The 19801-nt window shown below is 75.2% G+C and carries 19 protein-coding genes and 1 pseudogene; 8 read left to right on the forward strand and 12 right to left on the reverse strand.

Annotated elements, in window-relative coordinates; all coding sequences use genetic code 11:
* Positions 1–39: 39 nt before the first annotated feature.
* Complete coding sequence (locus ACFY7E_RS23575; RefSeq protein ID WP_389487837.1) at positions 40–1413, reverse strand: cryptochrome/photolyase family protein; 1374 nt, start codon at positions 1411–1413, stop codon at positions 40–42.
* Between the two features lie 385 nt (positions 1414–1798).
* Positions 1799–3538, reverse strand: coding sequence for an SDR family oxidoreductase (locus ACFY7E_RS23580; protein WP_389487839.1), 1740 nt, complete (start codon positions 3536–3538; stop codon positions 1799–1801).
* Between the two features lie 139 nt (positions 3539–3677).
* Here ACFY7E_RS23580 and ACFY7E_RS23585 point away from each other — a divergent pair, with 139 nt between their 5' ends.
* From ACFY7E_RS23585 to ACFY7E_RS23600, 4 genes are all read left to right on the forward strand, one after another.
* On the forward strand, positions 3678–4169 hold the full coding sequence (locus tag ACFY7E_RS23585; protein ID WP_389487841.1) for a MarR family winged helix-turn-helix transcriptional regulator: 492 nt from the start codon (positions 3678–3680) through the stop codon (positions 4167–4169).
* Positions 4170–4413: 244 nt separating this feature from the next.
* Positions 4414–6570, forward strand: coding sequence for an MMPL family transporter (locus ACFY7E_RS23590; RefSeq protein ID WP_389487910.1), 2157 nt, complete (start codon positions 4414–4416; stop codon positions 6568–6570).
* Between the two features lie 83 nt (positions 6571–6653).
* Positions 6654–7244: a sigma-70 family RNA polymerase sigma factor gene (locus tag ACFY7E_RS23595; RefSeq protein ID WP_383439578.1), complete on the forward strand. Its 591-nt coding sequence runs from the start codon at positions 6654–6656 to the stop codon at positions 7242–7244.
* A complete protein-coding gene (locus tag ACFY7E_RS23600; protein ID WP_389487843.1) occupies positions 7241–8002 on the forward strand; it encodes an anti-sigma factor domain-containing protein in 762 nt (253 codons plus the stop codon). Before ACFY7E_RS23595 ends, ACFY7E_RS23600 begins: the two co-directional genes overlap by 4 nt.
* 119 nt (positions 8003–8121) lie before the next feature.
* On the opposite strand, the gene ACFY7E_RS23605 is transcribed toward ACFY7E_RS23600, so the two are convergent.
* The 6 genes from ACFY7E_RS23605 to ACFY7E_RS23630 all read right to left on the reverse strand — a co-directional run bounded on the left by ACFY7E_RS23605 (position 8122) and on the right by ACFY7E_RS23630 (position 12004).
* Positions 8122–8829 (reverse strand): DUF6230 family protein, encoded by a 708-nt coding sequence (locus ACFY7E_RS23605; protein ID WP_389487845.1) that lies wholly within the window; start codon positions 8827–8829, stop codon positions 8122–8124.
* Positions 8826–9449: a hypothetical protein gene (locus tag ACFY7E_RS23610; RefSeq protein WP_389487847.1), complete on the reverse strand. Its 624-nt coding sequence runs from the start codon at positions 9447–9449 to the stop codon at positions 8826–8828. The genes ACFY7E_RS23605 and ACFY7E_RS23610 overlap by 4 nt, the downstream gene beginning before the upstream one ends.
* Positions 9446–9832, reverse strand: a complete 387-nt coding sequence (locus tag ACFY7E_RS23615; RefSeq protein WP_389487849.1) for a DUF6114 domain-containing protein — start codon at positions 9830–9832, stop codon at positions 9446–9448. The genes ACFY7E_RS23610 and ACFY7E_RS23615 overlap by 4 nt, the downstream gene beginning before the upstream one ends.
* The gene (locus ACFY7E_RS23620; protein WP_389487851.1) at positions 9826–10611 is read right to left on the reverse strand and encodes a DUF6230 family protein; all 786 of its coding nucleotides are present in this window, start codon (positions 10609–10611) and stop codon (positions 9826–9828) included. The genes ACFY7E_RS23615 and ACFY7E_RS23620 overlap by 7 nt, the downstream gene beginning before the upstream one ends.
* On the reverse strand, positions 10608–11174 hold the full coding sequence (locus ACFY7E_RS23625; protein WP_389487853.1) for a DUF6114 domain-containing protein: 567 nt from the start codon (positions 11172–11174) through the stop codon (positions 10608–10610). The genes ACFY7E_RS23620 and ACFY7E_RS23625 overlap by 4 nt, the downstream gene beginning before the upstream one ends.
* Positions 11175–11323: 149 nt before the next feature.
* Positions 11324–12004 carry a cholesterol esterase gene (locus ACFY7E_RS23630; protein WP_389487855.1) on the reverse strand — a complete coding sequence of 227 codons (681 nt, stop codon included), beginning with the start codon at positions 12002–12004 and terminating at the stop codon, positions 11324–11326.
* A 187-nt stretch (positions 12005–12191) separates the two neighbouring features.
* Between ACFY7E_RS23630 and ACFY7E_RS23635 the strand changes: the two genes are divergently transcribed.
* Positions 12192–12806: a TetR family transcriptional regulator gene (locus ACFY7E_RS23635; protein ID WP_389487857.1), complete on the forward strand. Its 615-nt coding sequence runs from the start codon at positions 12192–12194 to the stop codon at positions 12804–12806.
* 5 nt (positions 12807–12811) lie between these two features.
* Here the strand turns inward: ACFY7E_RS23635 and lepB are convergent, their stop codons facing one another.
* From lepB to ACFY7E_RS23650, 3 genes are all read right to left on the reverse strand, one after another.
* Positions 12812–13420: a signal peptidase I gene (gene lepB, locus ACFY7E_RS23640; RefSeq protein WP_389487859.1), complete on the reverse strand. Its 609-nt coding sequence runs from the start codon at positions 13418–13420 to the stop codon at positions 12812–12814.
* A 156-nt stretch (positions 13421–13576) separates the two neighbouring features.
* Positions 13577–14668, reverse strand: coding sequence for an AraC family transcriptional regulator (locus ACFY7E_RS23645; protein WP_389487861.1), 1092 nt, complete (start codon positions 14666–14668; stop codon positions 13577–13579).
* A 175-nt stretch (positions 14669–14843) separates the two neighbouring features.
* Positions 14844–15746 carry a LysR family transcriptional regulator gene (locus ACFY7E_RS23650; RefSeq protein ID WP_356544896.1) on the reverse strand — a complete coding sequence of 301 codons (903 nt, stop codon included), beginning with the start codon at positions 15744–15746 and terminating at the stop codon, positions 14844–14846.
* A gap of 75 nt (positions 15747–15821) precedes the next feature.
* On the opposite strand from ACFY7E_RS23650, the gene ACFY7E_RS23655 reads away from it, so the two are divergent.
* Positions 15822–16928 (forward strand): DMT family transporter, encoded by a 1107-nt coding sequence (locus ACFY7E_RS23655; protein WP_389487864.1) that lies wholly within the window; start codon positions 15822–15824, stop codon positions 16926–16928.
* 62 nt (positions 16929–16990) lie between these two features.
* On the opposite strand, the gene ACFY7E_RS23660 is transcribed toward ACFY7E_RS23655, so the two are convergent.
* The gene (locus tag ACFY7E_RS23660) at positions 16991–18325 is read right to left on the reverse strand and encodes an aminotransferase class I/II-fold pyridoxal phosphate-dependent enzyme (RefSeq protein WP_389487866.1); all 1335 of its coding nucleotides are present in this window, start codon (positions 18323–18325) and stop codon (positions 16991–16993) included.
* A gap of 35 nt (positions 18326–18360) precedes the next feature.
* On the opposite strand from ACFY7E_RS23660, the gene ACFY7E_RS23665 reads away from it, so the two are divergent.
* Both ACFY7E_RS23665 and ACFY7E_RS23670 read left to right on the forward strand, forming a co-directional pair.
* The gene (locus ACFY7E_RS23665; RefSeq protein ID WP_389487868.1) at positions 18361–19119 is read left to right on the forward strand and encodes a pyridoxamine 5'-phosphate oxidase family protein; all 759 of its coding nucleotides are present in this window, start codon (positions 18361–18363) and stop codon (positions 19117–19119) included.
* A gap of 25 nt (positions 19120–19144) precedes the next feature.
* A pseudogene (locus ACFY7E_RS23670) lies at positions 19145–19788 on the forward strand (FMN-binding negative transcriptional regulator).
* The last annotated feature ends 13 nt before the right edge of the window (positions 19789–19801 follow it).

Consider the following 19801-nt stretch of genomic DNA (forward strand, 5'->3'; position numbering starts at 1 on the left):
CGGATGCCGCGGCCCCGGCCATGATCCGCCGGACAGGCCCTAGTCCAGGCCCCGCCCGTGCCGGAAGCGGGCGGCGCCGTCGGCGAGGGCGACGAGCGGCTCGGGGTAGTCGCGCGCGGCCCCGTCCCGGTCCTTCCGCTTCCAGGGCTCGTGGACCGAGGCGCCGGGCAGGGCGGCGAGTTCGGGCACCCAGCGGCGGACGTAGGCGCCGTCGGGGTCGTAACGCCTCCCCTGGGCGACGGGGTTGAGGACCTTGTTCGGCCGGCTGTCGGCCCCGGTCCCGGCCACCCACTGCCAGTTGAGCTGGTTGTTGGCGAGGTCGCCGTCCACGAGGAGGCGGAGGAAGTGCCGGGCGCCCTCCCGCCAGTCGAGGTAGAGCGTCTTGGTGAGGAAGGAGGCGGTGAGCAGCCGGCCCCTGTTGTGCATCCAGCCCTCGTGGGCGAGTTGGCGCAGGGCCGCGTCCACCACGGGGTAGCCGGTGCGGCCCTCCTGCCAGGCCCGCAGGTCCGCCTCGGCTTCCGCGCCCCGCCGCCAGCGGTCGTGCCGGGGCCGGTAGTCCTCGACGGCGGTTCCGGGGCGCGCGGAGAGCATCTGGCGGTGGAAGTCCCGCCAGCACAGCTGCCGTACGAAGGCCTCGGCGCCCGGACCGCCCCGGGCGCGGGCCCGGTGGACGGCCTCGGTGGCCGAGAGCGCGCCGAAGTGGAGGTACGGGGAGAGGCGCGAGGTGGTGTCGCCGGCGAGGTCGTCGTGGCCCGTCCCGTAGGCGTCGGCGTGCCGGGACAGCCAGGCGCCGAGCCTGCGCCGGGCCGTGGTCTCGCCGCCCTTCGCGAGGCCCTCGGACACGCCCGCCACGGAGGCGCGCGAGGGCGGTCCTTCGGAGCGCAGGCCGCTCGGCACCCGTACCGCCCGGGGGGCCGCCAGGGGCGTCCGGAGCTGTTCGCCCGACCAGCGGCGGAAGTACGGGGTGAAGACCGCGAAGTGGTCGGAGCCCTGCGGGGTGACGTCGCCGGGCGGCACGACGGTGGTCACGGCGTCGTGCACGTAGAGGCGGCGCCCGTCGGACTCCAGGGCGTCCCGCAGCCGTGCCTCGCGGGCGCGGGCGAAGGAGGAGTGGTCGGCGGCCATGTGGACCTCGTCGGCGTCGGACCGCCGCACCACGCCGCACACTTCGGCCACGGTGTCGCCCGCGCGCACGACGAGCCGCCCGCCGCGCTGCCGCAGCCCGGCGTCGAGGTCGGCCAGGCAGTCGGCGAGGAAGGCGAGCCGGTTGGGGGCGGCGAAGCCGGCCCGGTCGACGGCGGGGTCCCGGACGAACAGCGGGACGACCTCGTCCGACGCCTCCACGGCGGCGCGCAGGGGCGGGTGGTCGTACAGCCGGAGGTCGGAGGTGAAGAGGACGACGGAGACGGTCATGGCGCCTGTTCCTGGGGTTCGGCCACCGGGACGGCGCCCGCGGGGGCAGGACGCCCGGTGGACTGCGGCTGTGGTGCGGCCGTGTCGTGGCCGTGCCGTCCCTTTTCTCCCTGCGTCCGGCGTACGGATGCGGGGGTGCTCCGCGCGGGACCGGTCGCGCCCCGGGGGGCAGGCGACGGAAACGGCCCGCTCCGGCGGAGCGGTGGCGGGGACGGCGTGCCGGAGGCGGGCCCCGGAGACGGCGCGCCCCGGGCGGACCGGCGGAATCGACGCGCCCCGACGAGCCCGCGGCGGCGCGCCCGGGACGGACCGGCGTGCCCGGGAAAGCCCGTCCGCACGGAGACGGCGCACCCCGGCAGACCGGCGGGCCCCCGGGACACGGGCCTCAGGCGCGCGGCGGTGCCTCCCCCGCGTGGGCCGGTACGTCGTCGGCGCGGGCGGGCGGCGCGGACGTGCCCCCCGGCGACGCGGTCCTGTCGGCCGCCGCCGCCCGCTCCGCCGTGCGGGCGATGTTCCGCGCCATGCCGCCGAAGACGACGGCGTGGAACGGCGCCACGCTCCACCAGTACACCTGCCCGGCGAGTCCGCGCGGGTGGAACAGGGCGCGCTGGCGGTAGCGGGTCCGCCCCTCCTCGTCGCGTTCGGAGCGCATCTCCAGCCAGGCGAGCCCGGGGAGCCGCATCTCGGCGCGCAGCCGGAGCAGGCCGCCCCGCTCGATCTCCTCGACCCGCCAGAAGTCGAGCGCGTCGCCGACCCGGAGCCGCTGGGCGTCGCGGCGGCCCCGGCGCAGGCCCACGCCGCCGACGAGCCGGTCGAGCCAGCCGCGCACGGCCCAGGCCACCGGGAAGGAGTACCAGCCGTTCTCGCCGCCGATCCCCTCGACGACCTTCCAGAGGGTCTCCGGCGGGGCGTCGACGGTCCGTTCGCGTTCGTCGGTGTAGAGGCTGCCGCCGGCCCAGTCGGGGTCGGTGGGCAGCGGGTCGCTGGGCGCGCCGGGCAGCGAGGCGGAGGACCACCGGGTGGTGACCTTGGCCTCCTGGATCCGCTGGAGGGCGAGGGTGAGGGCGCGGCCGAAGGGGATCGGGGCGCCGGGCGGATCGGGGACGTACGCGGCGATGTCGTGCTCGGCGCAGACCACCTCGTACCGCAGCGACTCCGCGAGCGGCCGGGCCAGACCGGCGGGGACGGGCGTGACCAGGCCGATCCAGTGGCTGGACAGGCCGGGGGTGAGCATCGGCACGGACACGATGAGGCGCTTGGGCAGTCCGGCGACCGCCGCGTACTCGATCATCATGTCGCGGTACGTGAGGACGTCCGGGCCGCCGACGTCGAAGGCCCGGCTGACGTCCGGGGGCATGTCCGCGCTGCCGACGAGGTAGCGCAGCACGTCGCGCACGGCGATGGGCTGGACGTGGGTCCTGACCCAGCTGGGCGTCAGCATCACGGGGAGCCGCTCGGTGAGGTAGCGGAGCATCTCGAAGGAGGCGGAGCCGGAGCCGATGACGACGGCGGCCCGCAGCACGGTCGTGGGGACGCCGGAGTCGAGCAGGATGCGCCCGACCTCGGCGCGGGACCGCAGGTGCGGGGAGAGTTCGCGCTCGGGCACGCCCTGCGGGGTGAGGCCGCCCAGGTAGACGATGCGGCGGACGCCGGCGGCGCGGGCCTCCTCGGCGAAGGTCCGGGCCGCGCGCCGGTCCGTCTCCTCGAAGTCGTGTCCGGAGCCGAGGGAGTGCACCAGGTAGTAGGCCACCTCCACGCCCTCGAACGCGGGCTTCAGGGTCGCCGCGTCGGTGACGTCGCCCTTGACGACCTCGACCCGGTCGGCCCAGGGGTAGTCGCGGAGGTTGGCGGGGGTACGGGCCAGGCAGCGCACGCGGCGGCCGGCGTCGAGCAGCTCGGGGACGAGCCGGCCGCCGATGTAGCCGCCGGCGCCGGTCACCAGACAGAGGCCGGAGCCGGGCCCGGAACCGCCCTCGGGACCGGAACCGGCCTCGGGCTCGAAACCGGCCCCGGATCCGGAGCCGGCCCCGGACGGGCCGTCCGGCGTCGGGTCTTCTGCCGCCGGGTGTTCTCCCGTCGGGTCCTCTCCCGTCGGGTCGGGCGTGGCCCTGGGGTGCGTCGCCATGGCGGGGGTGCTCCGTTCCGTCCCGGGGGCGTGCTTGCGCGGGGCCCGCGCGAGGCGGGTCCCGCGTCGATTCTTCTCTTTGTCTTCCTCCTCCGCGGCCCGGACGGATGCGGGAGGGCAGGGTCTATAGGCTGAACGCGTGGCCCGCGAAGAAGACCGAGACGTTTCCGCCGCCCCGCCGGGCGCCGTCGGTGACCTGCACAGTTTCGCCGTCGCGCTGCGGCGGACGCAGGGCGAGATCAACCGCCTCGTGCACGGCTTCGCCCAGGCGCAGGGGCTGCACCCCACGGACGTGCAGGCGCTCGCCGTCGTCCTGGACAGCCCCGAGCCGCTGACGCCGGGGCGGCTCCGGGAGCACCTCGGGCTCACCTCCGGCGCGGTGACGGCCTGTCTGGACCGGCTGGAGCGGGCCGGGCACATCCGCAGGTCCCGGGAGAGCGCCGACCGGCGCGTGGTGTACGTGCGCTACGAGGACGGGGCGAGGGCGGCGGCCCGGCGGTACTTCCTGCCGCTCGCGGAGGCGACGGCACGCGCGCGGGACCGGTTCGACGACGACGAGCTCGCGGTGGCCCTGCGCTTCCTGAACGTCCTGAACGACGAGCTGGGCGCCCTGCGCGTGCCGCGCCGCTGAGGCGGGCGCGGCGCGGAGCGGGCGCCCGCGGAACGAACGCGTCGCGAAACACCGACCCTTACGCCGAACGGGTGCATCCGCACGGCCCGTCACCGCGGAAGGGCGACGAGAGCACGCGTACGCGGTGTTCCGTGGCATCCGATCGTCCGTTCCGGGTACCCGGGCGTCCGGCCCTCCCCGGAGTGGTACACACTTCTCTCAATCATTGAGATTGTTAATGGTCAAGTCACAGTTCGGAGACCCGATGCCCCGCGCCTCCCGCAGGACCCGCTTCCTCGTCCCCCTGGTCCTCCTCCTCGTCTGGCTCGCCGTCGGCGGCGGCCTCGGCCCCTTCGCGGGCCGGCTCGGCGAGGTCTCCACCAACGACCAGGCGGCCTTCCTGCCCCGCAGTGCCGAGTCCACCAAGGTCATCGAGGCGCAGAAGGCCTTCCGCACCTCGGAGTCGGTGCCCGCGATCGTGGTGTGGACGGCGAAGGACGGCGGCACCCTGGAGCCCGGCTCGGCCGCCGGCGCCACCCGGGCCCTCGCCGCGCTCTCCGGCCGTCCGGGGATCGCCGGGCCGCCCTCCCCCGCCCTGGCCTCCGAGGACGGGAAGGCGCTGCGGGCCGTGGTCCCGCTCCGGCCCGACCTCGGCGACGCCCTGCCGGACACGCTCGACGAGGTGCGGAAGGCGGCGGCCCCGGTGCCCGGGACGACCGTGTGGCTCGCGGGCCCCGCCGCCACCCAGGCCGACCTCTCCGGCGCCTTCTCCGGCATCGACGGACTGCTGCTCGGCGTCGCCCTGGTCGCGGTGCTGCTGATCCTGCTCGTCGTCTACCGCAGCGTCCTGCTCCCCCTGATGATCATCCTGGGCGCGGTGTTCGCCCTCGGTCTGGCCTGCGCGATCGTGTACGTGCTCGCCGACGCCGACCTGGTCCGGGTGGACGGCCAGGTGCAGGGCATCCTGTCCATCCTGGTGATCGGCGCCGCGACCGACTACGCGCTGCTCCTCGCCGCCCGATACCGGGAGGAGCTCACCGCTCCCGACGCGGACCGGTTCGCCGCCATGCGCAAGGCCCTGCGCCGCTCCTTCGAGCCGATCGTCGCCAGCGCCGCCACCGTCGCCCTCGCGCTGATCGCCCTGCTCGCGAGCGACCTGTCCAACAACCGGGCGCTCGGCCCGGTCGGCGCGATCGGCATCGTCTGCGCGGTGGTCAGCGCGCTCACCTTCCTGCCGGCGGCCCTGGTCCTCACGGGCCGCGCCGCGTACTGGCCGGCCCGCCCGAAGACGCTCCCGGAGGGCGCGGACGCCGGGGCCGCCCGGGGCGGCCACGCCGTCTGGACCCGCATCGCCGCCGTGGTCGACCGCTCGCCCCGCAAGGTGTGGGCGATCACCCTCGCCGGTCTCCTGGCCTGCGCCGCCTTCGCGCCCGCGCTGAACTCCCGGGGCGTCCCCTTCGACGAGATCTTCGTGAACGACGCGCCGTCCGTCGCCGCGCAGGAGACCCTCGGCCGTCACTTCCCCGGCGGCGCGGGCAACCCCGCCGTGATCGTCGCCGACGCCGGGGCCGCCTCCCGCGTGGCCGCCGCCGCGCGGGACGTCGAGGGCGTCGACTCGGCGTTCCCGGTGGACGCGACGGGCCGTCCGGCCCCCGGGAGGCCGCTCGTGGTCGACGGCCGGGTCCGGATCGACGCCACCCTCTCCGACGCCGCCGACAGCGACGCGGCGCGGGAGACCCTCGCCCGGCTCCGTACCGCCGTACACGCGGTCCCCGGGGCCGACGCCCTGGTGGGCGGCTCGACGGCGCAGCAGTACGACACCCAGCGCACCGCCGCCCGGGACCGCACGCTCATCGTTCCAGTGGTCCTGGCGATCATCCTGGTGATCCTGGTGGCGCTGCTGCGCTCCCTCGTGCTGCCGCTGCTCCTGGTCGCCACGGTGGCGCTCAACTTCGCCGCCACCCTGGGCGTCTCGGCGCTCGTCTTCGAGCACGTCCTCGGCTTCACCGGCACGGACTCCTCCGTGCCGTTGTACGGTTTCGTGTTCCTGGTGGCGCTCGGGGTCGACTACAACATCTTCCTGATGTCCCGGGTGCGCGAGGAGTCCCTGCGCCACGGGGTGCGCGAGGGCGTCCGCATCGGCCTGACCGCGACCGGCGGCGTGATCACCTCGGCGGGCGTGGTGCTCGCGGCGACCTTCGCCGCGCTCGGCGTGATCCCGCTGGCGTTCCTGGTGCAGATCGCGTTCATCGTGGCCTTCGGCGTCCTGCTCGACACCCTGGTCGTCCGGTCGCTCCTCGTCCCGGCCCTGGTCCGCGACCTCGGCCCGAGGGCGTGGTGGCCGGGTGCGCTGAGCCGCCTCCCGAAGGAGGGGACGACCGGGGCGGACGGGAAGGGGGCGACCGCGCCGGACCATTCGTAGACCGGACCAATCCCCTGGGACCGCCGCTCCGAAGACCCCCGTAGGAGCGGTGGACCCGAGGCCACGCAGGAGGGCACAGGCGGATGAGAGAGCACGCACGCGTCGGAGGCGATCCGGTCCCGGACCGGAGCGAGGGGCTGCCCGAGCTGATGGTCCGGGTGGCCCGCGGGGACCAGGACGCCTTCGCCGGCGTCTTCGACCGGGTGTCCGGCCCCGTCCTGGGCGTGGTCCGCTCGGTGCTGCGCGATCCCGCGCAGTCCGAGGAGGTGGCGCAGGAGGTGATGGTCGACCTCTGGCGCTCCGCCGCCCGCTACCGGCCGGACAGGGGTTCCGTCCTGAACTGGGCGCTGACCCTCGCCCACCGCCGGGCCGTGGACCGGGTGCGCTCCGAACAGGCCGCGTCGGACCGCGCCCGGCGGGTCGCGCTGCTCGACCACAGTCCCGCGTACGACGAGGTGACCGAGGAGGTGGAGAGCCGGCTGGACCGCGAGCGGGTACGGCGCTGTCTGCGCGGTCTCACCGAGCGCCAGCGTCAGTCCGTGACCCTGGCCTACTACCGCGGTCTGACCTACCGTGAGGTCGCGGAGCTGCTCTCGCTCCCGCTGGGGACCGTGAAGACCCGGATGCGCGACGGGCTCATCCGTCTCCGTGACTGCCTGGGGGTGACGGCGTGACGACCATCGACGAGCTGCACACGCTGACCGGTGCCTACGTCCTCGACGCCCTGGAGACGGACGAGGAGCGGGAGGCGTTCGAACGGCACCTCGCCCAGTGCGCCCCGTGCGCGCACGAGGTGCGCGAGCTCTCCGAGACCACCGCGCGCCTCGGTCTGGCGGTCGCCGAGCCGATCGACCCGGCCCTGCGCGCCGAGGTCCTGCGCCGGATCACGGACGTCCGCCAACTCCCGCCGCCCACCCGGCCCGTGGGCCGTTCACCGGGCGGCCTCCGGGGTCTGCGGCGACTGCCCCGCTGGGCGCTCGCCGCCTCGGTCGCCGGTCTGGTCGCGCTCGGCGGGGTCGCCGGATGGCAGTACGAGCGGGCCGAGGAGGCCGACCGGCGCGCGGCCGTCGCGGAGGAGCGCGCGGAGGCCGTCGCGGCCGTCCTCGCCGCGCCCGACGCCCGGGTCTCCACGGCCCGGCTCGCGGACGGCGCGGTGGGCACCCTCGTCCACTCCCCGTCCCTGGACCGGGCGGTGTTCGCCGCGGCGGGGATGCCGGCGCCGCCGCCCGGGAAGGTCTACCAGCTCTGGTACGACGACTCCGGGACGATGCGGCCCGCCGGTCTGATGACGCCGGGCGCGGCGACCTCGGCGGTCCTCCTGGAGGGCCCGGCGAACCGCTCGGCCGGCATCGGCATCACCGTGGAGCCGGCGGGCGGTTCGTCCAGCCCGACCTCGGACCCGGTGGCGACGATGGCGATGCCGACGGTCTGAGGGGTCCGGGGCGACGGAGCGGGGTGGGGCGGCCGCGGCCCGGGGGCGGCCGCCCCACCCCGCTCACGGCGTCCCGGCAGCCCCGCCCCGTTCACGGCGTCCCGGCAGCCCCGCCCCGTTCACGGCGTCCCTGGCGTCCCGGTGGGCGCCGGCGGGGCGGGGCAGGCCACCGAGCCCGGCTTCACGGACAGCTTCAGCTTCGGGGTGGTGAGGAGGCCGGGGAGCTGGAAGTCCTGGGCGGTGCCGACGATCCGGTCGAACTTGGCGTAGCGCGCCTGGATGCCGAAGCGGTGCTGCGGACTGTTCAGCGGGTTGTCGACGTAGGCCCCGGAGGAGTCCTTGACGGTCTTCACGTCGGCGCCGTTGGTGTTGAGGTCGACGACGCCGTCCATGTCGAGGACGCCGGTGGCGTTCTTCAGGTCGAGGACGGTGTTCTTGGTCCGGATCTCCCAGGAGCCGGGGTTGTCGTCGCCGAGGGTCAGCATCAGGGTGTACGTGGCTCCGCCGATCTGCTGCTTCTGGCTCAGGCACAGGCCGTTGATCATGCCGTCCGCGAAGCCCATGCGGAGCACCCGCACGGTCCCGGCCGAGCCGTCGGGCCGCACGACGGCCTGGTCGACGACGGCGGCGCCGTACTGCGTCCCGTACAGGCTGCTGGTGGTGAAGTCGACGGGCCGGTCCTGGATCCGGAGGCCGACGGCGAGGGCGCCGCTCGCCATGGCGGCCCCGAGGCCGCCGGCGGCGAGCAGCGCGGGCACGGCGACGGCGAGGGACCGGCGCCAGTGGGTGCGCCCCTCCTCGGGGACGCTGCGGCTCTCGGGGCTCATGGGGAGGTCACCGTGATGGTTCCGGGGAGGTGGACGGGGTTGTCGGTGGAGTTGAGGGCCGCGTGGTCGTCGACGGTCCGGATGGCGTAGATGTCCCCGGCGAAGTCCTCGGCCCCGGCGGTCAGCGGGATGAGGGAGCCGAAGAAGTCGAGGAGGCCCTGCACCCCGCAGATCTTGAGGAGGACGCGGACGCAGACGTTGGTGATGTTCCCCCACATCGTCGTCGTCTCGGGCTTCCCCGCGCTGTCGTAGCCGCCGAGCGAGCCCTCGTCCGGGACGTCGATGGTGACGGTGTGGCCGTTCGCCCGCTGGACCACGTTCATGTGCGAGCGGATCTTGAGCTTGGTGAAGGTGTACTTGTTGGTGGTCCGGGTCGTGCCGTCCGAGAGCCGGATGGTGACGTCCTTGTCGACGCTCAGCGAGACGGCGACCATGCTGTCGATGGTGACGCGCAGCGGGTCCGGGGAGGGCAGGAAGGGGACGCCGAGCGGCTGGACCGCGGCGGGCGCCCCCGCGGCGCTGCCCGGCTGCCCCGACCAGACGGCGGTGGCGACGGCGAGCACCAGGGCGGTGCTCACGGCGAGGGCCCGCTGCCGGGTCCCGCCCGGCCGGGCCGTCACCCCGCCACCGTCCCGCGGCGCGGGCGCTTGGCTCCCCAGCCGACCGTCATGGAGCCGCCGAGGACGCCGAGCGCCATGCCGAGCAGGAAGCCGCCCAGGTTGGAGACGACGAGCGAGACGACGGCGAGGACCGCGCCGATGAGCCCGAAGGTGTACCGCTGGGCGGGCAGCGCCATCGGGATGAGGCCGCACAGGATCATCCCGCCGCCGACCAGGTAGCCGGCGATCCCCCCGAAGCCCGTGCTGACGATCAACTGGAGCGAGCTGAGGGAGAACTTGAGGACGGTCCAGCCCCCGGCGACCAGCCACACCCCGCCCCAGAAGGGGCGGGTGCGGCGGAAGGCCCGGAACCACGTCCACGCGGCCCGCGCACGGCTCAGCACGTCGTGGCCGATCCGGGAACGACCTTGATCTTCAGGTCGGGCAGGACGAGCGCGCCCGCCATCTCCGCGTCGTAGGCGGTGGCGTTGAGGCCGTGCAGCTTGATGGAGCTGCCGCCCTCGCCGCCGGCCGAGCCGAGTCCGAACCCGCCGGGCAGCGCGCCCGTGAGGGGCTTGCCGGCGACGGCGACCTGGTCGGCGGACTGGCCGAGCACCGCGTTCTGGAGGGTGGTGGGGCCGTACGCCTGGAGTTCGGTGGCCTGGATGTAGAGGTTGGAGGCGTCGATGTCGGTGGTGAAGGTGCCGGGCGGGGTGGCCGTCACCTTCTGACCGCCGGTCAGGAGCAGCGAGTACGGGACGCCGGCGATCTTCTGGTGGACGATGCCGCACAGTCCGGCGAGCCCGGCGCTGGCGAAACCGACGCGTGCCATGGCCGTGTTGGTGGTCGTGGTGCCGTCCGGGCGTCCGACGGCGGGGGTGTTGACGATGGCGCCGAAGCCGCTGCCCTGGACGCCGTTGGAGGTCAGGGTGAAGGGCTCCCCGGTGACGCTGAAGTTGGCGGCCAGCGCCCCCTGGGCGAGCGCCGTGCCGAGGGCGCCGATGGCCAGGGCCGAGGGGACGAAGGCGAGGGCGCCGCGCCCCCAGCGGGTGCCGCGGCGGGTGTCGTCGGCGGCCTCGGCCAGCATCCGGGTGTTCCAGTCGGCGGCGGCGCGGGCGCCGGCCGTGCGCATCCGGGTGAGCGACTTGCCCAGCTCACGGGCGCCGGAGAAGAGGTGGTTCATGCGGTTCCGCTCCCAACGGGCACGGGGGGTACGGGGGTTTCGGCGGTGGTCCGGTCGCGGCGGAGGAGGCCGCGGGTCCGTCCGGCGGGCCTCTCGGGGAGCCAGGCGAAGGCCATGGAGCCGCCGAGGACCGAGAGGACCATGCCGACGAAGAGGCCGCCGAGGTTCGACAGCGGGAAGGAGGCGACGCCCGCGATCACCGCGAGGACGCCGGCGGTGTGGCGCTGGCTCGGCAGCAGCAGGATGAGCAGGGCCATCGCCATGAGGACGACCCCGCCCGCCATGCCCGCGATCCCGCCGACGCCGACCTGGAGGATCTTGCCGAGGGGGGCCATCGGCAGGAAGAAGATGACGAAGCCGCCGATCCCGGTCCAGACGGCCGCCCAGAAGGGCCGGGTGCGGCGCCAGTGGCGGAACGCCGCGCGGGCACCGCGCGGACGCCCGGCCGGCGCGAACCCCTCGGCGGACGCGGGCCCTTCGGTGAACGCGGCTCCTTCGGCGGGCGCGGGCCCCTCGGTCGGCCGGGTCGGCTCGGACGGGTCGGTCGGCGGATCGGTGCTCATGGAGGCCTCGCAGCGGTGGGTCGGGGAGGTACGGGAGCGGGGTCGGGGTCGGGCGTGTACGGGGTCGGGGGCCCGCGCCTCCGGGGCCCGGAGGCCCGGAAGGCGCGGGGCCCCGCCGGTGGGGCGGCGGTGTGCCGGGGCCGTGCGGCTCAGCAGCCCTTGTCGCCGTGGGCGATGCCGATCGCCAGGTCGGGCAGGGTGATCGCGCCGGAGATCGTGGCGGCGTTGGCGTCGGCGTCGAGGTTCTTGATGTCCGTCCGGCCGCCGGTGGCGTCCAGACCGAACTGGCCAGCGGTGCCGTCGGTGATGCCGGTGCTCTTGATCCCGGCGCTGTCGGCGGCCGCGCCGATGACGTTCGGGCTGCCGTCGGCGGCGTGCAGGGTGGCCGTCGACGCCTTGAGCGCCTGGGCGTCGAGGACCAGCTTGTTCGCCTGGAGCCCGGCGCCGGCGACGAGCTGCTCGCTGGTGAGCGGGGTCGCGGCGGCCGGTGAGGAGATGTTGAGCGACCAGGTGCCGAGGCTGCCGATCACCGGGAGGTTCACGGACTGGACGGCGTGGACGCAGATGCCGTCGAGGCCCGCCTTGGCGAGGCCGACCTCGGCGGAGCCCTTCGGCCCGCCCGCGTCGACGGTGTGCATGACCGCACCGATGCCCTGCGGCGCGGCCACCGTCTTGGAGCTGAGGGTGAAGGGGACGCTCGTCAGCGAGAGGTTCGCGGCGAGGGCGCCCTGCACCATCGCCGTGGCCATGGCGCCGACCGCCACGGTGGCCGGCAGGGCCAGGAACACCGATCTGCGCCAGCGGGTGACCCCTCGGGTCTCTTCCTGCATGTGCTCTCCAACCGTCGTCCCGCGCGTGCCGCGCGGGTGGGATGTGAACACAGCCGTGCGTCCTCGGCCGGATGGTCGGAGACGGATGACACTTTGCGGCTGCATGTTCGAGAATTGGACACTCTCTTATGGAGTGTCAACACTTCGGACAATCCTGGGAAGAATTCCTCTGGACTAGGCTTGGCCGATGCCACGGTTCAGGGAGACGGTCCGGACACTGCTGCGCGAGCGTCTGCTCGACGCGGCGTACGAGGCGGTCGCGGACCGCGGCTTCGACAAGCTGCGCATGGCGCACCTGGCCGGCGCGGTGGGCGTCAGCCGGCAGACGCTGTACTCGGAGTTCCCCTCCAAGGAGGCGGTCGGCGAGGCCCTCTTCCAGCGCGAGCTGGAGCGCTGCCTCGTCGGCATCCAGGCGGGTCTGGACGCGCACCGGGACGACCTGAGCGCGGCCGTCGAGGCCGCCGTCGGCTTCACGCTCACGCTGGCCGGCCGGAACCCGCTGATCAGGGCCATGCTGACGAGCACCGGCGAGGACGGGCTGCTCCCCTATCTGACGACCCGGTCCGCGGCGGCGTTCGCCACGGCCACCGCGATGGCCGACGCGTACGTCGCGGAGGCCTGGCCCACCGTGGACCCGGTGGCGCGCGAGCTGGCCGTGGACGCGGCGGTGCGGCTGACCGCGAGTCACATCGTGCAGGCCACCGCCTCCCCCGAGGAGTCGGCCCGCCGCGTCGCGGACACGGTGGCCAGGGTCGCCCTGAGCACGGGCCGCGAGAGGCTCCCGCCGGGCCCGGTGGAGTAGCCGTCTCAGGGGCCCGTCCCCCGGTACTCCTCCAGGACGGGCCGGTTGCCGAGGTCCGGGGACGAGGAGACGGGGAAGGCGCGCACGCCGACCCTCCCCTCGATCCGGTCGATCTCGCCCCAGCCGTACACCCGCGAGTCGTCCGACAGGTCGGGGTTGTCGCCCAGGTAGAAGAACGCGCCCTCGGGCACGGTCCGCAGCGCCGCCCGCGCCGAGCGGCTGCCCTCCGGGGTGCAGCAGGCGCCCGTACGGTGGGCCTGCGCGGCCCACTGGGGCGCCGCCACCCGGTAGAGGGGCCCCTCGCCGCCCTTCTGGAGCAGTACGCGGAAGGGCTCGTCCGGCGTGGAGACGATCGCGACCCGGTCGCCGGGGAGTCCGATCACCCGCTTGACCAGGAGGGTGTCCTTGTTCGTGGCCCGCAGCAGCACCACGTCGAACCGGCGCGCCTCCCCGGCGGAGCCCGGGGCGGCGAGGACGCGGTCGCCCTGGTGGAGGGTGGGGGCCATACTGGTGCCGTCGATCCGGATGCCGAGGGCGGTGACGGCCACCCAGGCGAGGAGGCAGAGCAGGACTCCGGTCCCGAGGACGGCGCCGGCCGCCCGGCGCGCGTTCACCGGCGCCGGGTGGGGTCCGGGAGCCGTACGCCACCGGACCGGTCGATTTCGGTCATGGCGGGACGGTAGGCCGGACGGCGGACGAGGGCCGTGACCGTACCGCTCAGGGTTGTTGACCGCGTGGACCGCACGGACCGCGCGGACCCCACGCGGGGGTCATGCCCGCCCCCTCCCCTGGTACGCGCGGGGCGTCTCGCCCGTCCAGCGCCGGAACGCCCGGTGGAACGCGCTGGGTTCGGAGAACCCGAGCTGCCGGGAGAGCCGCTCGATGGAGACGCGGCCGCCGGCCAGTTCGGCGATGGCGTGGTCGCGCCGCACCTGGTCGCGCAGGCGCTGGTACGTCGTCCCCTCGGCGGCCAGCCGGCGGCGCAGAGTCTGCGGACTGACGGAGAGGCGGACGGCGAGCTCCTCGGGCGTCGGCACCGGCCCGGCGGGCAGGGCGCGCCCGATCAGGTGCCGCACCCGGCCGGTGACCGTACTGCCGTAGTCGGCGGAGACGAGCACGTCGACGGGGGCGCGGCGCAGGAAGACCTTGAGCGCGGCGCCGTCGCGGAGGACGGGTTCGTCCAGGTCCGCCCGGTCGAAGACGACGGCGGTCCGTCCGGCGCCGAAGACGCAGGGCGCGCCGAACAGGAGGCCGTACTCCCGGGCGTGCGGGGGCTCGGGGTGGACGAACTCGACCCGGCGCAGGCCGATCCTGCGCCGGATCAGCCAGCCGGCGAAGCGGTGGGCGACCAGGACGGTGGACTCGGCGCCGAAGTGGAGGGGGTCGTCGTACCCGGAGACGTCGAACTCCATCCGGGCCTCGTCGGCCTCCTCGCCTCCGGAGACCTCCTCACCGCCGGAGACTCCGCCGGAGATCCCCTCCCCGCCGGAGGCCTCCCGGCCCGGCCCGGGTTCCACGAGGCGGAAGCGCGGCCCGGCCGGGAAGAGGGAGTAGAAGGTCTGGGCACGCCGGAGGGCCTCGCGCAGGTCCCGGCTGCCGTGGACCACCACATGGGCCATCATCCCGAAGGTGCCGACCTTGCTGGGCGCGCCGCCGAAGCCGATCAGCTCGTCGTCCAGGGTGTCCCACAGCGTCCTGACGAGCCGGCCGAACTGCTCGGCGGGGACCCGGACCTGGGGCTCCTCCAGGACCGCCGGGGGCAGTCCGGCCCTGGCGAGGAGCGGCCCGGCGGCCACCCCGCGCCGCTCGGCGCCGAGCAGCGCGGCCCGCACGTGGTGGGAGCTGACCGACCGTGTCGGCATGTGCGTCGCCTCCGTTCCGGCCGCGCCGGCCCCGGACTCCCCGGAGCTGGACACTTTCCCCGCGAGATGTCCAGGCTTGGACATTCTACTGAGAACTGTAAGGCTCTTGGGGTTCTCCCCGAACATGGGGGAACGACGGAACGGGACACGCTCCGCCCGCGGGAAGGGCCGCGCCTCAGCACCCCAGCGGTTCGGCCACCGCCCGCAGCGCCCCGACGACCGCCCGCACGGAGGGGCGGCGGCCCGCGTCGGCGCGCCAGGTGGCGTAGATGTGCCGCCGCATCTTCTGGCGTACGGGCACGAAGGCGACGCCCTCCGGCACCGGACGGCCGAGGCGGGGGGTCACGCAGACGCCGAGTCCGGCCGCGACCAGCGCGAGCTGGGTGTGGTGCTCGCCCGCGAAGTGGCCGATGCGCGGCTCGATGCCCTGGGACCGCAGGGTGAACATCAGCCAGTCGTGGCAGAACTCGCCCTCCGGCCAGGACACCCACTCCTCGTCGGCGAAGTCGACCAGGTCCACCGCCTCGCGTCCGGCCAGCGGATGCCCGGCGGGCAGGGCCACGTCGGCGGTGTCGTCGAAGAGGTGGGCGCGCTCCAGACCACCGGGCACGGGCGCCCGCTTGTTGCTCCAGTCCAGGACGATCGCGAGGTCGGCGTCGCCGCGCAGCACCGCGCGCACCCCCGGCTCCGGCTCCAGCTCCGTCGTACGGACCCGGAGTTCGGGATGGCCGGCGCGCAGGGCGGCGAGCGCGCCCGGGAAGAGGCCCCGGGCCGCCGTGGGGAAGCCGGCGAGCCGCACCTCGCCCACGACCCGGCCCCGCTGGGCCTCGATGTCGGCCTGGGCCATCTGGACCTGGGAGAGGATCCGGGCGGCGTGCTCGGCGAGCAGCATCCCGGCGTCGGTGAGGCGCACGCCCCGTCCGTTCTTCGCGAGCAGCCGCTGCCCGACCTCGCGCTCCAGCTTGGACAACTGCTGGGAGACGGCAGAGGTCGTGACGTGCAGCCCGTCGGCCGCGCCGCTGACGGAGCCGTGCCGGGCGACGGCGTCGAGGGTGCGGAGGCGCTCCAGGTTCAACATGTAAGTGATGCTAAGGGAAGGGGTTGAGGAAGTCTCACTTGTCCTAAGCGTTCGCCTCCCCTCACCCTGAGTGTCATGAGCCCCGCAGCCCCTCCCTCCGTCCCCGCCGGCCCTTCCTCCGCCTCTACCGGCCCTTTCTCCGCCCCCGCCGCCGGACCGTCCCGTCCCGGCTCCCGTCCGCTGTCGGACTGGCGCGTCCGGTTGGGCGCGCTGGCCCTCGTCTGGGGCTGCAGCTTCCTCTTCATTAAGGTCGGCACGGAGGGCTTCGCCCCCTTCCAGGTCACCTTCGGGCGGCTCCTGTTCGGTACGGCGGTACTCGCCGTCGCCCTGGTCGTGAAGCGGGACCGGCTGCCGCGCGGCGCCCGCGTCTGGGGCCACCTGACGGTGGCGGCCTTCCTGCTCAACGCGCTGCCGTTCTCCCTCTTCGCGTACGCGGAGCTGACGATCCCGTCGACCCTGGCCGGCATCTGCAACGCGACGACCCCGCTGTGGGGCATGCTGCTCTCCCTCGTCGCGCTCTCCGAGGACCGCCCGACCCGGGTCCGCGCGGCCGGCCTGGGCGTCGGCTTCGTCGGCGTGCTCACCGTGCTCGGCGCCTGGCAGGGCTTCTCGGGCCTCGACGTGACCGGCACCGCGCTCGCCCTCCTCGCCTCCTTCAGCTACGCGGTGGGCTGGATCTACGTCCGCCGGACGCTGGCCGGCACCGGCGCCTCGAACCTCTCGCTCGCCGGTTCCCAGGTGGGCCTGGCGACGCTGCAACTGGCCGTGGTAACCCCGCTGTTCACCACGGTCCTGGAGTCGGTGGAACTCCTGCCGCTGCTGGCCGTGGTCGCGCTCGGCGCGCTCGGCACGGGGTACGCGATGCTGCTCCAGTACGGCATCGTCGCGGAGGTCGGCCCGACGACGGCCTCCATGGTCACGTACTTCATCCCGGTCGTCGCCACGGCGGCGGGCGTCACGCTCCTGGGCGAGCAACTCGCCTGGAACACCCCGGTCGGCGCCGTCGTGGTCCTGGCGGGCGCGGCCCTCACCCAGACCCGCGCCTCCCGGCGCCGGGCGACTCCCCCTGCCGGAGCGCCGGAGCCGGGCCTCGCCCCCCAGGAGCGCACCGACACGCGGTCCGCCGACACGCCGCACGCCGCCCCGAAGCCCGTCGTCCCGAAGCCCGCCGCCCGCGCCTGAGTTCCCGTACCCCCGGGGTGACGACCCGGGGGTACGGGCCGGGCGGCGCTTCCGGAGGACCCCTATCCGTAACTCCGCGCCGGCGCGGGCCCCGCCGCCCCCGCGACGGCGTCGGCCAGGGACTCGACGTCCGCGACGGTCAGGCCGGAGACGGTGAGCCGGACGGCGGGACCGGTCTCCATCCGGAACCGCGCGCCCGGGGCCACCGCCCAGCCCGCCGCGAGGAGCCGCGCGACCGCGCCCGTCTCGTCGGCGACCGGCACCCACACGTTCATGCCCGAGCACCCGTGCGCCTCGACGCCCCGCCGGGCGAGGGCGCGGACGAGCCCGTCGCGCCGCTCGCCGTACGAGCGCGCGACGACGGCCGGGTCCACCGCCTCCGAGGTCCAGAGGTGCGCGACGGTCCGCTGGAGCAGCCGGCTGACCCAGCCGGGGCCGAGCCGCTGCCTTCCGAGGACCCGGTCGACGGTCTCGGCGTCCCCGGTGAAGGCGGCGATCCGCAGGTCGGGGCCGTACGCCTTGGCGACCGAGCGGACGAAGACCCAGCGGTCGGTGACCCCGGCCAGGGGGTGGAGCGGCTGTGCGACGATGCCGTGCCCGTGGTCGTCCTCGACCAGCAGGACGCCGGGGTGCGCGGCGAGGACCCGCCGCAGCTCCCGGGCCCGGTCGCCGGTGACGCAGGCGCCGGTCGGGTTCTGCGCCCGGTCGGTGACGATCACCGCCCGCGCCCCGTCCCGCAGGATCGCGCGCTCGACCTCTCCCGGGAGCGGCCCCTCGTCGTCGACGGCGACCGGCACCGGCCGCAGTCCGAGCGCGGGCACCAGGTCGAGGAGGCTGCCCCAGCCCGGGTCCTCGACGGCGACGGCGTCGCCCGGCCTGAGGTGGACCGCGAGGACCCGCTCGACGGCGTCGAGGGAGCCCGAGGCCACGCCGACGGGACCGGCCGGCACGCCGTCCGCGTCGAGGGCGGCGCGGGCGAGCCGCCCGAACTCCTCGTCGACCGGGGCCTCCCCGTACATGCCGGGCTGCTCGGCGTACCGGCGCGCGACCTCCGCGAAGGCGTCGCCGAGGGGCGGGAGGAGGGCGGGGTCGGGGCTGCCCTCACCGACGTCCCGCACCCCGGCGGGCGCCTCGACCCGGATCGAGCCGCGCGCGGTCGTGGCGGGCCGGGGCCGCACCCGGCTGCCGCGCCGCCCGTCCGTCTCGATGACCCCGCGCTCGCGCAGGGTGCGGTAGGCGGCGGCGACGGTGTTGGGGTTCACGCCCAGGGCGGCCGCCAGCTCCCGCATGGGCGGAAGGAGCCGGCCGGGCACCAGCGCGCCGGTGCCGACCCCCCGCTCGACGCTGGCGGCGATGTCCGATGCGCGACGGCCTTCGATCCGATACTCTCCTAGCACAAACCAGAGTATGCACTAGTGCAATGGAGTACGCAATGAGCGCCACCGCCGAAGACCTCCCGCCCGCCACTCCGGAACCGACCGACGCCCCCGTCCCGGAACCGGCGCGGGCGCACACCCCCACCCCGATACCGAACCCCGCCTACACCCCGACCGCACGAACCGTGCCCACCCGCTCCCGGAACCGCGCCTCGTACGACATGGAACTGGTCCACTCGATCCTCGACGAGGCCTACGTCTGCCACCTCGGCTTCGTCCGCGACGGCGCGCCCGTCGTGCTCCCCACCCTCTTCGGCCGGGTCGGCGAGCGCCTCTACGTCCACGGCTCCACCGGCTCGCGGCCGCTGCGCGCGACCGGCGACGGCGCGAAGGACCCCGGGTTTCCGGTCTGTCTGACCGTGACCCACGTCGACGGCCTGGTGCTCGCCCGCTCCGCCTTCCACCACTCCCTCAACTACCGCTCGGTCGTCGTCCACGGCACCGCCCACCGGGTCACCGACCCCGAGGAGCTGCGGATCGCCCTCGACGCCCTCGTGGACCACGTCGTCCCCGGCCGCTCCGCCGACTCGCGCCCCGCGAACGCCAGGGAACTCGCCGCCACCGCCGTGATCCGCCTCGACCTCGACGAGGTGTCCGCGAAGGTCCGCACCGGTGGTCCCAACGACGACCCCGAGGACCTGGCCCTCCCCCACTGGACCGGCGTGGTCCCCGTGCGCGGCGGCTACGGCGTCCCGGTCCCGGCGGACGACCTCGACCCGTCCGTCGCCCTGCCCGGCTACCTCGCCGCGCTCTGACGGCGGGCGAAGGGACGCACGGACCATGCTGATCCACCCCTGGGACGCGGCCCACGACGAGGACGAGTGGCGGACGTGGCTCTCCCGGCACGACTTCGGCCGGCTCGCCGTCAACGGCCCCCGGGCGGACCGCCGTGGGTGCAGCCGACGCACTTCCTGTACGAACCGGAGCCCGGCCCCCACGGCCGCGTCCTGCTCCACCTGACCCGGCCCAACCCGCTCTGGCGGGCCCTGGAGGCGAGCCCGGCGGTGCTCCTGAGCGTCGTGGACGACCACGTCCTCGTACCGGGCCACTGGACGGCCCCCGAGGGCGCGCCGTCCGAGCACGGCACGCCGACCTCGTACCACGCCGCCGTCCAGCTGCGCTGCACCGCGCGCGTGGTGGACGACCCGGCGGAGAAGGCCGAACTCCTCGACCGCCAGGTCGCCCACTTCCAGCCGGAGGGCGGCACCGTGCCCGTCGCCCCCGGTGAGGTCCCGTTCGGCCGCCTCCTGTCGGGCATCCGCGTCCCCGACCTGGAAGTGACCGGCGCACGGGCCGAGTTCAAGTACGCCGGCAACAAGCCGCGAGAGGTCCGCGAGCGCGTCGCCCGCCACCTCTCCGAACGGGACGGCCCCGGCGACCGGGCGGCCCGGACCCACCGGCTGCGCCGCCTCGCGACCGGCTGACGCGCGCCCCGGG

Origin of the sequence: Streptomyces sp. NPDC012825 (assembly GCF_042900925.1) — a bacterium.
GTDB lineage: Bacteria > Actinomycetota > Actinomycetes > Streptomycetales > Streptomycetaceae > Streptomyces.